The organism is Flavobacterium sp. YJ01, from assembly GCF_029320955.1.
Taxonomy (GTDB): domain Bacteria; phylum Bacteroidota; class Bacteroidia; order Flavobacteriales; family Flavobacteriaceae; genus Flavobacterium.
Genome location: NZ_CP119757.1, coordinates 2,971,698 through 2,985,773, shown reverse-complemented (window position 1 = coordinate 2,985,773; position 14,076 = coordinate 2,971,698). Strand labels below are relative to the sequence as shown.

Annotated in this window: 12 protein-coding genes; 10 read left to right on the top strand and 2 right to left on the bottom strand. The window is 33.6% G+C overall.

Translation table 11 applies throughout. The features are described from left to right. The first annotated feature begins 66 nt into the window (after window positions 1-66). The 7 genes from P0R33_RS13070 to P0R33_RS13040 all read left to right on the top strand — a co-directional run bounded on the left by P0R33_RS13070 (window position 67) and on the right by P0R33_RS13040 (window position 6,102). Window positions 67-447: a hypothetical protein gene (locus tag P0R33_RS13070; RefSeq protein WP_276171630.1), complete on the top strand. Its 381-nt coding sequence runs from the start codon at window positions 67-69 to the stop codon at window positions 445-447. Between the two features lie 5 nt (window positions 448-452). Then, entirely contained in the window at window positions 453-1,355 is a 903-nt protein-coding gene (gene hemF, locus P0R33_RS13065) for an oxygen-dependent coproporphyrinogen oxidase (protein ID WP_276171629.1), read from the top strand. Window positions 1,356-1,510: 155 nt separating this feature from the next. Further along, window positions 1,511-2,449, top strand: a complete 939-nt coding sequence (locus P0R33_RS13060; RefSeq protein ID WP_276171628.1) for a DUF4421 family protein — start codon at window positions 1,511-1,513, stop codon at window positions 2,447-2,449. A gap of 87 nt (window positions 2,450-2,536) precedes the next feature. Next, the gene (locus tag P0R33_RS13055; protein ID WP_276175657.1) at window positions 2,537-3,424 is read left to right on the top strand and encodes a fructose bisphosphate aldolase; all 888 of its coding nucleotides are present in this window, start codon (window positions 2,537-2,539) and stop codon (window positions 3,422-3,424) included. Window positions 3,425-3,733: 309 nt separating this feature from the next. Beyond that, on the top strand, window positions 3,734-4,726 hold the full coding sequence (gene hemB / locus P0R33_RS13050; RefSeq protein WP_276171627.1) for a porphobilinogen synthase: 993 nt from the start codon (window positions 3,734-3,736) through the stop codon (window positions 4,724-4,726). Between the two features lie 52 nt (window positions 4,727-4,778). Beyond that, complete coding sequence (locus tag P0R33_RS13045) at window positions 4,779-5,693, top strand: hypothetical protein (protein WP_276171626.1); 915 nt, start codon at window positions 4,779-4,781, stop codon at window positions 5,691-5,693. Between the two features lie 10 nt (window positions 5,694-5,703). Further along, window positions 5,704-6,102, top strand: coding sequence for a c-type cytochrome (locus tag P0R33_RS13040; protein ID WP_276171625.1), 399 nt, complete (start codon window positions 5,704-5,706; stop codon window positions 6,100-6,102). Window positions 6,103-6,451: 349 nt separating this feature from the next. On the opposite strand, the gene P0R33_RS13035 is transcribed toward P0R33_RS13040, so the two are convergent. Both P0R33_RS13035 and P0R33_RS13030 read right to left on the bottom strand, forming a co-directional pair. Continuing rightward, complete coding sequence (locus tag P0R33_RS13035) at window positions 6,452-8,512, bottom strand: M13 family metallopeptidase (RefSeq protein WP_276171624.1); 2,061 nt, start codon at window positions 8,510-8,512, stop codon at window positions 6,452-6,454. 167 nt (window positions 8,513-8,679) lie between these two features. Beyond that, complete coding sequence (locus P0R33_RS13030) at window positions 8,680-10,737, bottom strand: M13 family metallopeptidase (protein ID WP_276171623.1); 2,058 nt, start codon at window positions 10,735-10,737, stop codon at window positions 8,680-8,682. A 226-nt stretch (window positions 10,738-10,963) separates the two neighbouring features. Here P0R33_RS13030 and P0R33_RS13025 point away from each other — a divergent pair, with 226 nt between their 5' ends. From P0R33_RS13025 to feoB, 3 genes are all read left to right on the top strand, one after another. Further along, window positions 10,964-11,629, top strand: a complete 666-nt coding sequence (locus tag P0R33_RS13025; RefSeq protein ID WP_276171622.1) for an SCO family protein — start codon at window positions 10,964-10,966, stop codon at window positions 11,627-11,629. Window positions 11,630-11,732: 103 nt separating this feature from the next. Continuing rightward, the gene (locus P0R33_RS13020; protein ID WP_144216515.1) at window positions 11,733-11,972 is read left to right on the top strand and encodes a FeoA family protein; all 240 of its coding nucleotides are present in this window, start codon (window positions 11,733-11,735) and stop codon (window positions 11,970-11,972) included. Then, the gene (feoB, locus tag P0R33_RS13015; protein WP_276171621.1) at window positions 11,972-14,071 is read left to right on the top strand and encodes a ferrous iron transport protein B; all 2,100 of its coding nucleotides are present in this window, start codon (window positions 11,972-11,974) and stop codon (window positions 14,069-14,071) included. Before P0R33_RS13020 ends, feoB begins: the two co-directional genes overlap by 1 nt. The last annotated feature ends 5 nt before the right edge of the window (window positions 14,072-14,076 follow it).

Here is a 14,076-nt window from a genome sequence, read left to right as displayed (position 1 = left end):
TTTGGTTGATAGTTAAACGCCAAGAACCATCAACCAAAAACCATCAACTACCAACTTAAAAAAAACATGCTCAACAAAGGTTTAAGAGACGAAGAAAAAATTAGAATTGATAACGTTCTCAAAACGTTACGAACCCTTATTTTCGTTCCTTATCCGTTGAGTCATTTACAAAAATCAGATATTGAAAGTCAATTAAAAGAATTTGGATTAAATGTTGAAACTTTAGTCAATTATTCAAATCAAGATTTAATCACATTATTAATGCGACTTCATTTTGATTGGGAACATTTAGAGCAATTTGGAGATATTTTAATCGAATTCTCAAAAGAAGAAAACTACAATTTTGAAGATAAAGCTTTGGCTATTTATCAATATATTCAGCAAGAAAGCAAGGTTTTTTCTTTCGGAATAAATTCGAAAATTGCTTCGGCGAAAGCCAAAAAATAATTACAATGAAAGACCAATTTTACGCCTACATACAAAATTTACAAGACCAGATCTGTGCAGGATTAGAAGCTGTTGACGGAACGGCAAAATTCCGTGAAGATCTTTGGAAACGTCCGGAAGGCGGTGGCGGTAGAACTCGCGTTATTGAAAACGGAGCAGTTTTTGAAAAAGGCGGCGTAAACATTTCTGCTGTTCACGGAAAATTGCCTGAAACGATGCAAAAAATGTTTAATGTTGGTGAAGCCGATTTCTTTGCCTGCGGATTAAGCTTGGTTATTCATCCGAAAAATCCAATGGTTCCGACTGTTCATGCTAATTGGCGTTATTTTGAAATGTATGACGAATCTGGAAAAGTAATCGAACAATGGTTTGGCGGCGGACAGGATTTAACGCCTTATTATTTGTTTGAAGAAGATGCAAAACACTTTCATCAAACTTGTAAAACGGCTTGCGACAAACACAATCCAGAGTTTTATCCGAAATATAAAAAACAATGTGATTCGTATTTCTGGAATGCACACAGAAATGAAGCTCGTGGACTTGGCGGTTTATTCTTTGATTATTGCAAAGCAAATGAGCAAATGTCAATGGAAAACTGGTATAATTTTGTAACTGAAGTCGGAAATAGTTTCCTTGAAGCTTATGTTCCGATTGTGGAAAGAAGAAAAAATCTAGAATATACTCCAGAAAACAGAAATTGGCAGGAAATCCGTCGTGGTCGCTATGTTGAATTTAATTTGGTTCATGATAAAGGAACTTTATTCGGCTTAAAAACCAACGGAAGAATTGAAAGCATTTTAATGAGTTTGCCTCCACATGTGCAATGGGTTTATGATCATCATCCAGAAACGGGAAGTGAAGAGGAAAAATTGATAAATGTATTGCAAAATCCGATTGATTGGGTTTAATTATAAATGATTAAAATTTTATTTAACACATAGAAACATAGATTTAATGACCTATCTTAGAGCTGATTTTAGAAAATCATGATTTTTTCACATACTTCTATGTGATTTATTTTGAGTGAAATGTCTTTTTCAAATTATCTAAAACCTATGTTTCTATGTGTTTAAAAAAAATTTATATCACATTCTTCACCAGCATTTTTGGATGTTTCGCCCAAAACGATTCTCTACGAAATCCGTATTTTAAATCTTATAATGATAAAATTACGGCAAGTATTTATTATTTAGACACTTCCAATAGTTTTCAGATTGCTTCGGATAATACAGATCCAAAAATGTATTTCAATTTGATTCCAAATCGAAGAGAGCAGATTGGTTTCAACTTAAATTATAAAATCATTGATGTCGGTATTGGTTTTGCTCCCAAATTTCTGAGTCAGAATAAAGGTGATTCGCATTCTAAACATTTTAATTTCAACACCCGTTTTTATTTCAAAAAATGGATGCAGTCGTTCACCTTCATCAATCAAAAAGGCTTTTATATCAGCGAAGATAGTTTTACGGCACAGCTACCCGATATGCGGACTATGAAAATCGGCGGATCAACAGCTTACGTTTTTAATGATAAATTTTCTTTTAAAACGCTGGTAAGTCAAAACGAATGGCAGACAAAAAGTTCTGGAAGTTTTATTCCGACCTTCTCATTTTATTACACGAATTTGGATGTAAATACAAAAGATTCGTCGCCTGGAGATATTTATGTGTTTACGCTCGCTCCTTCTTATTTCTATAATTTTGTAATTAGTGACCGTGTTTTAATTGGAGCAGGACTGGCTTTAGGTGCTGGCTTAAATGTTATTGACAAAGAAACTTCGGCACTCTATCAAGCCGATTTCAATTTAAAATTAGCTTACAACAAAGACCGTTTTTTCGTTTTTGCGACTTTAAATACCATTAGTTTTGCTCAAGACGATAAAGTTGATCCAAGATTAAATGATCATATCGCAACCTTAAAACTTTCTGCGGGTTATCGATTTGATCCTCCCAAAAAGGTAAAAGAAGTTTATGACAAAGTAAATGAGAAAATCGGACTTTAATAAATCTACAATCTCATAATCAATAAGTTGTAAAAATTGCTTAAATTACATGGATTTACAAAACTAAAATTCATTATTATGGCAAATGTGAACAAAGAGCAGTTAAATCTCATGCATTCTGGAAAAGGTTTTATTGCGGCACTAGACCAAAGCGGCGGAAGTACACCAAAAGCATTACTACAATATGGTGTACAAGAAAATCAATATTCGAACGAAGAAGAAATGTATACGATTGTGCATGAAATGAGAACTCGAATTATTAAAAGTCCTTCTTTTGACAGCACACATATTTTAGGTGCCATTTTGTTTGAAAACACAATGGATCGTAAAATTGACGGACAATGGACTGCTGATTATTTATGGGAGAAAAAGCATATTATTCCGTTTCTAAAAGTAGACAAAGGTCTTGCTGAACTTGCAAACGGAGTTCAATTAATGAAACCCATTTCAAATCTAAATGAATTATTAGATCGAGCTGTAGAACGAAATATCTTTGGAACCAAAATGCGTTCTGTAATAAAAGAAGCCAATCCAGAAGGAATTCGAGAAATAGTAAAACAGCAGTTTGAAGTTGGCAAACAAATTTTCGACAAAGGACTAATTCCGATTATTGAGCCTGAAATTGATATTTACAGTTCTGATAAAGAAAAATCAGAAGAAATTTTAAAGGAAGAAATCAAAAAACAGCTTGATTTATTGGATAAAGATGTAAAAGTGATGCTGAAACTTTCTATTCCAACGTTGCCAAATTTTTATAGCGATTTGATGTCCGATTCTCATGTGGTACGCGTAGTGGCGCTTTCTGGAGGATATTCTAGAGAAGAAGCCAATGAAAAACTCGCAGAAAACCACGGATTAATTGCTAGCTTTTCAAGAGCATTATCTGAAGGATTAACTGCAGACCAGTCAGATGCTGATTTTAATAATCAAATTGGGAAATCTATTCAAGAAATTTATGACGCTTCGATTTCGTAAAAACTTGTTTTTTGATAAAATTAAAAAGCCCACAAATAATTTTTTTGGGCTTTTTATCTTTCCATTTGTAATATTCAAGCTTATTTAAAAATAAGATTTTCACAATCTTTAAAAATCTACTTCAAATAAAAAAATTTTAGATAATATTAACTCATTCTACAATACCCTAAACGCCTTATTTTGTTCCTTTTTCTATAACTTTGCACCACTTATAAAAAAGTAATAAAACTTCAAAAAAGAAAAAACAAAACTTCATTTTAGAGACAAGAATTAATCATTCTAAAATCTAAAATCTAAATTTAAATCTATATGTTTCCATTACAAAGAAATCGCCGTTTGAGAACCAATGAATCTATTCGTTCTTTAGTTCGCGAAACCAGTTTGAGTCCACAAGATTTTATGCTTCCAATGTTTGTTGCAGAAGGAAAAGATGTAAAATCGGCTATTCCTTCGATGCCTGGAATCTACCGTCATTCTTTAGACAACACAATCAAAGAAGTAAAAGAAGCTTGGGATTTAGGAATCAGAGCGGTGAATATTTATGTAAAAGTATCGGAAAATTTAAAAGACAACAAAGGAACTGAAGCTTGGAATAAAGATGGTTTAATGCAACAAACTATCCGCGCTATAAAAGACGCTGTTCCGGAAATGATTGTAATGCCAGACGTTGCTTTAGATCCATATTCAATTTACGGCCACGACGGAATCATCGAAAATGGTCAATTATTGAACGATGCAACTGTTGATGCTCTAACAAGAATGAGTTTAAGCCATGCTGAAGCTGGTGCTGATTTCGTTGCTCCAAGCGATATGATGGACGGAAGAGTTCTGAAAATCAGACAAGCATTGGAAGAAAACGGACATCATAATGTTGGAATTATGAGTTACAGCGCTAAATATGCTTCTGCTTTTTACGGTCCTTTCCGCGATGCTTTGGATTCTGCACCAGTTGATTCTCAAGATATTCCAAAAGACAAAAAGACATATCAAATGGATTATGCTAATCGAATTGAAGGAATTCGCGAAGCTTTATTAGATGTTGAAGAAGGTGCAGATATTGTAATGGTAAAACCAGGAATTGCATATTTGGATATTGTTCGCGAAATTAAAGACAAAGTGCATGTTCCTGTTTCTGTTTACCAAGTTTCTGGCGAATATGCCATGGTAAAAGCGGCCGCAGAACGCGGATGGCTGGATCACGACAAAATCATGATAGAGCAATTATATTGCATTAAACGTGCAGGTGCAAGTATCATAACAACTTATTTTGCGAAAGAAGCGGCAATATTTTTAAATAAGTAATTAATTACAAAAAAAACATATATTTTAGCGCAACAAATCTAAACTATAATATATGAAAAATCTATTACTTACTGTTATGATGGCTGCTGGCTTAAGCTCTGTAGCACAAGAAATTAAATTTAAAAAAGACAAAATTAGCATTGATGGAACTGAGGTTGCCATTCTGGACAAAGTAAAAGTAAATTACAAAATCTTGTCTTTAGACAACAGACCGATCTTTTCTATAGAAAGAAAAAGTGCTTTAATGGCAGACGGATCAACATTCTATTGGTCAGTTCTTACTGATTTAAGTAACGGTAAAACAAATGAAGTAGCTGATTATGGTAAAGATCAAGGTTTAAGTTTTCAGAAAACGATTGTTGCCAGCGTTTGCAATGACAAATACAAATTTATCAGTTCGGCAGGAATTGATGAAAAAGGTGTTTTGGAATTCATAAATGGAACGCCAACTGATATTCAAAAAGTAATTGCAGATGCCAATCAAAAAACGAATGATCAGATAAAAACTGAAATGGATGCTATGGCTGCTTTACGTATAAAAGTTACAGACGGAATCATTTACCAAAAACAAGAAGTTTTAAAGGAAAACGGAATGGTTCAAGATTATGTAAAAATCGGTGATGTGGTAAAACAAAATATTACTTTCATGGCAAATTGGCCTCCTAGTTTAGTTTACAAGGTAAACTCAATCTACACTGAAGTTGATAATAACAACAGAGAACAAACAAGAGTTAGAGAAATTGGTGGTTGGTATGCTACTAAAACAGGTTATGCTAATCCGAAAACGGGTAAAAACATTAAAGACGAAATAATTACTGCCGACAATAAATATTTCCCTTTAAAAGGAACTCTTACTGATACAGAAAAAATTAATCTTTCTTTTTCTAAAGGAGATAAAGATTTACTTGAAAAACAAATTGTAGCAAAATTACTTTACAATGGCTACAAATTTGAAGCAATGAAATAATAATTAAAATATGAATAAAGCAGTATTTTTAGCTGCTGTTTTAGCTTTTGCCTCTTGTAAAAAAGAGGGTTCTGAAAAAACAGATCAGACAAACGAAACATATTCTGAAGGAGAATCGGCGAAAGCCAAAACACCAGAAGAATTAGGAAAACAACTTTTTGAAGGAACAGGAAATTGCTTTGCATGCCATCAGCCAGATCAAAAAGTGATTGGACCAAGCATTAAAGAAATTGCCCAAATCTATAAAGATAAAAATGGTAATATGGTTAATTTCTTAAAAGGAAATGCTGAACCAATTGTCGATCCGAGTCAGTTTGAGGTTATGAAAACCAATTTTGCAATCACTCAGGCAATGTCTGATGGAGAACTGAAAGCTATTGAAACTTACATTTATAGTCATTTAAAATAATTATTGTTTTTTTATAAATATTAAAAGTGCTATCTCAAAATTGAGATAGCACTTTTTGTTGTAATTAATATATTCTCGTTTTTCATTTTTCATATCTAAATATCATTCCGTAGGAATGTTTCGTCGGTAGAAAAAATGTTGACAAGCCGTATTTACGTTCCGTAGGAACGTTTGATAATCATATCGTTAAAATACAAAACCACAATCAAACGTTCCTACGGAACGTAAAACATCAAATATTATAAATTTTTCTACCGACCAGATGTTCCTACGGAACAGATTAATATTGCAGAAAAAAAGGGCTGTCTCAAAATTGAAACTGCCCTTTTTATATTATACAATAAAAAAATTACCAGATTTTAACCCTTTTTTCAGGTTCTAAATACATAGGATCTCCTTTTTTGATTCCGAAAGCTTCGTAAAAAGAGTCTAAGTTTTTAATTGGCACAACCGCTCTGTACATTCCTGGAGAGTGCGGATCTGTTTTAACTTGACTTTTAATAGCTTCATCACGAGATTTTGTTCTCCAAACCGTTGCCCAAGAAATAAAGAAACGCTGCTCTGGAGTAAATCCGTCGATTAAACCTGGATTTCCGTGTTTTTTCAAATACAACTGTAAACCGTCATAAGCAGCATTAGTTCCGCCTAAATCTCCAATGTTTTCTCCTAATGTAAATTTACCATCTACAAAGATTCCAGGAAGCGGTTCTAAAGCGCTGTATTGCGCAGCCAACTGTCCTCCAAGAGCTGTAAATTGTTTTAAGTCTTCTGGTGTCCACCAATCAACTAAATTTCCGTCAGCATTGTAACGAGCTCCAGAATCATCAAAACCGTGAGAGATTTCGTGTCCGATTACAGCTCCAATACCACCATAATTTACCGCTTCGTCAGCTTGATAATTATAGAAAGGCGGTTGTAAAATTGCTGCTGGGAATACAATTTCGTTGTATGAAGGATTAAAATAAGCGTTAACCGTTTGCGGAGACATTCCCCACTCTGTTTTATCAACTGGTTTTCCTAGTTTTGCTAAGTTTTCAGAATAAGCCCATTTTGATAAATTTTTCATGTTATCAAAATAAGTTCCGCCTTCATTTACATTTTTAAGTTCTAGTTTAGAATAATCTTTCCATTTATCCGGATAACCAATCTTAACGGTCAATTTTTTTAGCTTCTCAATTGCTTTTACTTTAGTCTCTTTTGACATCCAAGGCAAAGCGTTGATTCTGTTTTCATAAGCTAACATTACATTAGCAATCATATCTTTCGCTTTTTCTTTCGCTTCAGCTGGAAATAGTTTTTCTACATATAATTTCCCTAAAGCTTCTCCTGTTGCTCCGTTGATTACTTGTAATGCAACTTCTTCACGCGGACGCTGTTTTAAAGCTCCTGTTAAGGTTTTTCCGTAAAAATCGAAGTTTGCATTTTCAATATCTGTCGTTAAAGTTGAAGCCGTTTTGTTAAGCAACGACCATTTCAAATATTCTTTCCAAGCTTCTACTTTCTTTTCTGTAAACGTTTTTTCTAAAGCGATCATGTAGCGAGGCTGTGCAACGTTTACAGTATCTAATTTTGCCATTCCGATTCCTGCGAAATATTTCTCCCATTGAATAGAAGGCGTATTCTTTTTCAAATCTGCAACAGCTGTTGGATTGTATTGTTTTCTTCTGTCTCTTCTTTCTACACGATCTAATCGTGGTGAAGACATTTCAACTTCTAAAGCTAAAATTTGTTTTGCACTTTCTTTTGCTTTTGCTGGAGATTCTCCAATGTATTGTAACATTCTAGCAACGTGTACTTCATATTTCTCACGTTTTTCTTTAGAATCTTTGTCGTCTGAATTGTAGTAATCTTTATCAGATAATCCTAAACCACCTGGACTTAATGTTACCGAATTTTTATTACTGTTTTTAGCATCAGCTCCAACGTAAACTCCAAAAAAACCAGAGCCGCCTGCAAGTTGCATTTCAGTGATATAATTCTGAAGATCTGCAACATTTTTAATAGCGTCGATTTTCTTCAAATAAGGCTGAAGCGGTGTAACTCCTCTTTTGTTTCTTCCAACAGTATCTAAAATAGTATTGAATAAAGCAATTGCTTTACCCTGATCTGTGTTAGATTTATACTTCGGATCTTTAGAAGCGGCTTTTAAAATAGCAAGTGCGTCGTTATCTGTTTTTTGACGAAGTTCATTGAAACTTCCCCAAGAATTACGATCACTTGGAATTTCTGTTTTATCTAACCAGGCACCGTTTACATAACGGAAAAAATCTTGGCTAGCACTAACTTTAGGATCCATGTTAGAAACATTAATTCCTGGTTCCTTTGGCTTTGCATTTTGCGCCTGTACTGCTGTTAACGATAACATTGCAGAAACCACACAAAACATAGGTTTAGAAAGCTTTTTAATCATTTTTATTTAGTGTTTTAGTATATTTACAAACATATTGTTATTATTTCTAACTCTATGTTAAAATTTTCGAATAATTAATCTAAAAATATATCTAACGTATTTTTCTGTTTTTAGATGAATCAAAAAACGACGCTTATTTAGCGTCGTTTTTATATTTTATATTTTGATTACCAGATTTTAACTCGTTTGTCTGGTTCAACATACATTTTATCACCTTTTTTAATATTGAAAGCATTGTAAAAAGCATCAACATTTTGAATTGGCACATAAGCTCTGTACATTCCTGGAGAGTGAGGATCTGTTTTTACTTGATTTTTGATTGCTTCATCTCTAGTTTTGGTTCTCCAAACCGTTGCCCAAGAAATAAAGAAACGCTGTTCTGGCGTAAATCCGTCGATTAAACCTGGATTTCCTTTTTCTTTCAAGTATAATTGCAGACCGTCGTAAGCAGCATTAATTCCACCTAAATCTCCGATGTTTTCACCTAAAGTAAAATTACCGTCAACGTGTACTCCTGGCAATGGCTCAAGTGCACTGTATTGATTTGCTAAAGCAGTTCCTAAAGCTGTAAATTGTTTTAAGTCTTCTTCTGTCCACCAGTCAACTAAATTTCCGTCTGCATTGTAACGCGCTCCAGAATCGTCAAAACCGTGAGAGATTTCGTGCCCGATTACGGCTCCGATTCCACCATAATTAACCGCTTCGTCAGCTTGGTAATTGTAGAAAGGCGGTTGTAAGATTGCAGCTGGAAATACAATTTCGTTGTAAGACGGATTGTAATAAGCGTTTACCGTTTGAGGAGACATATGCCATTCTGTTTTATCAACTGGTTTAGGCAATTTATCCACGCTTTTCTTAAAGTTCCATTTTGCTAAGTTTTTAGTATTTTCAAAATAGCTTCCACCTTCTGCAACACTTTTAATCTCAAGAGCCGAATAGTCTTTCCATTTATCAGGATATCCCACTTTGATCGTAATTTTATTTAGCTTTTCAATAGCTTTTGCTTTTGTGTCTTTAGACATCCAGCTTAAATTGTTAATACGGTTTTGGTATGCCGTAATTACATTATGAATCATGTCAACAGCCTTAGTTTTTGCTTCAGCAGGAAAAACTTTCTCAACATAAAGTTTTCCTAAAGCTTCACCAACTGTTCCGTTAACCACATTTAATGCTCTTTCTTCAGCAGGAAGCTGTTTAATTGCACCTCTTAATGTTTTGCTGTAAAAATCAAAATTAGCTTGATCAATTTGTGTTGTCAATTTGCTCGCAGCGCCGTTTAAAAGATCCCATTTTAGATATTCTTTCCATTGCTCAACTTTGTTTTCTTTAAAAACAGTTTCAAGCGCAGTCATGTATTTAGGCTCAGAAACAATTACAGTATCTAATTTCGTAATTCCTAAACCTGCAAAATATTCATTCCATTTAATTGCCGGAGTCAATTTCTGAATATCAGCAACTGTCATCGGATTGTATTGCAAACGGCTGTCTCTCCTTTCTACTCTGTTTAATCTTGGTTTAGATAATTCTGTTTCTAAAGCTAAAATTGAAGCAGCACTTTGTTTTGCTTTTTCAGGAGATTCTCCAATAAACTGAAGCATTCTTGCTACGTGTAATTCATATTTAGCACGTTTTTCTTTAGAATCCTTATCATCAGAGATGTAATAATCTTTATCTGAAAGTCCAAGACTGCTTGGCGCAAGGTTTACAGAATTTTTAGAACTGTTTTTATCATCAGCACCAATGTAAATTCCGAAAAATCCAGAACCGCCTTCTTTTTCCATTTCTACTAAATATTTCTGAACATCAGCAACATTTTTGATAGCATCGATTTTTTTCAAATACGGTTTTAGAGGCTCAATTCCTCTTTTATTTCTTCCAACAGAATCTAAATAAGTATTGAATAAATTAACCGCTTTTCCCTGATCTGTATTCGATTTGTATTTTGGATTTTTGGAAGCTTCTTTTAAAACTGCCATTACATCTTTATCTGTTCTTTTGATCAGTTCATTAAAACTTCCCCAAGTTGTTCTGTCGCTAGGAATTTCAGTTTTATCCAACCAAGTTCCGTTTACATATTTAAAAAAGTCCTCACTTGGTTTTACTTTCGTATCCATATAAGATACATTGATACCTGGCTCTTTTGGAGCGTTTTGTGCCTGAACTGCTGTCAACGAAAACATTGCAGATAAAACACCAAACACAGGTTTAGCAAATTGTTTTTTCATAAAAATTTAGTGTTTAAGGGAAAATACAAACATATTGTTATTATCTTGAAAATTATGTTAAAATTCTAACTGAAAAGCCCAAATGGCGTTCAAATTTCACAATTAGAGTTTTAAAACTATTTTATTAGACAGCTAAATGTTGTAAATGTTACAAAAGGCTGTTAAAAAAATAAGACAGTAAAGTTTTTAAAATCTGCTTTTTGTATTTTTGCGCCAAATTATTTTTATGAAATCGCTTTTATACAAGTACCGTAAATTCTTTATTGTTTTAATAGTATTTTCGGTTGTTACGATATCTCTGTTTTATTCTGCATTAAAACCAAAAAAGACACTTCCTATTTACAATCCAGCAGATGTAAATCCTGAATTAGTTGATAGTACTATTCAATATAAAAGCAAATACCACACGATTGCCGATTTTTCTTTTGTAAATCAAAATGGCGATACGATTACACAAAAAAATTACGAAGGAAAAATCTATGTTGCCGATTTTTTCTTTACAACCTGCGGATCAATATGCCCAAAAATGTCAACCAATTTAGTTGATGTTCAAAAAGCGGTTTTAAATAATCCGAAAGTAATGTTGCTTTCCCATACCGTTTTTCCTGAAGTAGACAGCGTTTCTGTTTTAAAAGCATATGCCATTAAATATGGCGTTGTAGATAGCAAATGGAATTTGGTTACGGGAGATAAAAAAGAAATCTACAAAATGGCCAGAAAATCATATTTGGCAGTAAAAATGGGACGACCAGATCAGCTTTACGATATGGTTCATACGGAGAATTTTGTTTTAGTCGATCAAAAACGCCGCGTTCGAGGTTTTTATGACGGAACAAATAAAGAAGATATAAAACGCCTTTTAGAAGACATCGATTTCCTTTCTCAAGAGTAAAATCCCTTATTTTTAGAAAGTTTTAGCATTTGTGGAAGTGTTAAATGCCTTGAAATAAAGAATAATTGCCTACTTTTGCAATCTAAATTCAATCTAAATAAGCTTGCAAAATACAATACACACTCTGAAAAAAGGCGAAAAAGCCATTATCAAAGATTTTGATATCGATCTTATTCCACTTAAATTATTAGAAATGGGTTGTCTGCCGGGCAGCTTAGTTGAATTATTGCAAGTTGCTCCTTTTGGCGATCCTTTGTATTTAGATATAAATGGTTCGCATGTTGCAATTCGTATTGAAACAGCTCGTGAAATTGAAGTTGAACTTATCCAAAACAATTTATAATGAGCGTTCAAAATATCAATGTTGCCCTTATCGGAAATCCAAATACCGGAAAAACTTCTGTTTTTAATCAATTAACGGGTCTTAATCAGCAAGTTGGAAATTATCCTGGAATTACGGTTGAGAAGAAAATGGGTTTTTGCAAATTACCTAATAATGTCAAAGCTAACATTCTAGATTTACCCGGAACGTATAGTTTGAATGCCAGTTCGATGGACGAAAGTGTGGTTATCGAACTTTTATTAAATAAAAACGACAAACTTTATCCAGATGTTGCCGTTGTTGTTACTGATGTTGAAAATCTGAAAAGAAACTTACTGATCTACACTCAAATAAAAGACCTTGAAATTCCGACGATTTTGGTTATCAATATGTCAGATCGTATGGAAAGAAAAGGAATAACTTTGGATATTCCGTATTTAGAAGAAAAACTAAAAACCAAAATTGCTTTAGTAAGTTCAAGAAAAGGCTTAGGAATTGATGAATTGAAGGAACTTATTGTTTCTTATAAAACTATTCCGCACGAACCATGCTTAAATGCTTCTGTAATTGATCCTGAATATTTTGAAAAGTTACAGCATGCTTTTCCAAATCAATTGATGTATAAATTGTGGCTTGTTATTACGCAAGATGTCAATTTTTCAAATTTGGATCGAAATGAAGTTCGAAACACTTTTACCAAATCACATTCAGAACTAAAGCGTTTACAGCAAAAAGAAACAATCAAAAGATATCAATTTATAAATGATGTTTTAAAAGAAGGTTTAAAAGTTGATGCCTCAATGGCAAAAGACATGCGTGCTAAATTAGATCGCGTTTTAACGCATAAGGTTTTTGGTTACGTTATTTTCTTCGCCATTTTATTTTTGATTTTCCAATCGATTTTTAGTTGGTCAACTATTCCAATGGATTTCATCGACAGTACTTTTGCTTCATTAAGCAGTTGGGTTGCCGAAGAATTGCCAAGCGGAATTTTAACCGATTTACTTTCGCAGGGAATTATTCCAGGTATTGGCGGAGTCGTTATTTTTATTCCACAAATTGCCGTGTTATTCTTGTTTATTTCGATTTTGGAAGAAAGTGGTTATATGAGTCGTGTCGTATTTTTAATGGATAAAATCATGCGCCGATTCGGACTTTCTGGAAAAAGCGTCGTGCCTTTGATTTCAGGAACTGCATGTGCAATTCCGGCGATTATGGCGACAAGAAATATCGAAAACTGGAAAGAACGCCTTATTACGATCTTAGTAACACCATTCACGACTTGTTCGGCGAGATTGCCCGTGTATGCGATTATTATTTCTCTTGTTGTTCCTAGTAAACGCATTTTTGGATTTCTAAATGTTCAAGGTTTGACCTTAATGGCATTGTATGTTTTAGGCTTTTTTGCAGCAATTTTATCTGCTTATATTTTAAATAAAGTTTTAAAATTGGAATCTAAAACGTATTTCGTAGTCGAAATGCCAAGTTATAAAATGCCGCTTTTCAAAAACGTCGGAATCAATGTGGTGGAAAAAACGAAAGCATTTATTGCTGGAGCTGGAAAGATCATTCTTGCAATTTCGATTATTCTTTGGTTTTTAGCTTCTTACGGGCCTGGAAAAGAATTTAATGATGCAGAAAACATTGTAAAAGAAAGATTTGTAAATACAACTTTAGATGAAACTCAGTTTGAAAATGAAGTCAATTCTCAAAAATTAGAAAATTCATACATCGGTTTAATGGGAAGAGCGATCGAACCAGTTATTAAGCCTCTCGGTTACGATTGGAAAATTGGTATTGCACTAATCAGTTCGTTTGCAGCACGTGAAGTTTTTGTTGGAACTTTAGCAACTATTTATAGTGTCGGAGACTCTGATAATGAATCAACCATAAAAAGTAAAATGCAGGCAGAAGTTCACCCAGAAACAGGTAAGAAAGTCTTTGATTTTCCAACTGGAATTTCTCTTTTGTTATTTTATGCTTTTGCGATGCAATGTGCAAGTACATTAGCAATTACCAAAAAAGAAACCAATTCATGGAAATGGCCAGCAATGCAGTTAGTTTTCATGAGCGGATTGGCTTATTTTGCTGCATTAATTGCGTATCAACTTTTAAAATAAAAAGT

Excerpts from the sequence above, each read along its gene's own strand:
- hemF (WP_276171629.1), top strand. The coding sequence starts at position 453 with ATGAAAGACCAATTTTACGCCTACATACAAAATTTACAAGACCAGATC.
- feoB (WP_276171621.1), top strand. The coding sequence starts at position 11,972 with ATGAGCGTTCAAAATATCAATGTTGCCCTTATCGGAAATCCAAATACC.
- P0R33_RS13025 (WP_276171622.1), top strand. The coding sequence starts at position 10,964 with ATGAAATCGCTTTTATACAAGTACCGTAAATTCTTTATTGTTTTAATA.
- hemB (WP_276171627.1), top strand. The coding sequence starts at position 3,734 with ATGTTTCCATTACAAAGAAATCGCCGTTTGAGAACCAATGAATCTATT.
- P0R33_RS13040 (WP_276171625.1), top strand. The coding sequence starts at position 5,704 with ATGAATAAAGCAGTATTTTTAGCTGCTGTTTTAGCTTTTGCCTCTTGT.
- P0R33_RS13045 (WP_276171626.1), top strand. The coding sequence starts at position 4,779 with ATGAAAAATCTATTACTTACTGTTATGATGGCTGCTGGCTTAAGCTCT.
- P0R33_RS13030 (WP_276171623.1), bottom strand. The coding sequence starts at position 10,737 with ATGAAAAAACAATTTGCTAAACCTGTGTTTGGTGTTTTATCTGCAATG.
- P0R33_RS13035 (WP_276171624.1), bottom strand. The coding sequence starts at position 8,512 with ATGATTAAAAAGCTTTCTAAACCTATGTTTTGTGTGGTTTCTGCAATG.
- P0R33_RS13060 (WP_276171628.1), top strand. The coding sequence starts at position 1,511 with ATGTGTTTAAAAAAAATTTATATCACATTCTTCACCAGCATTTTTGGA.
- P0R33_RS13070 (WP_276171630.1), top strand. The coding sequence starts at position 67 with ATGCTCAACAAAGGTTTAAGAGACGAAGAAAAAATTAGAATTGATAAC.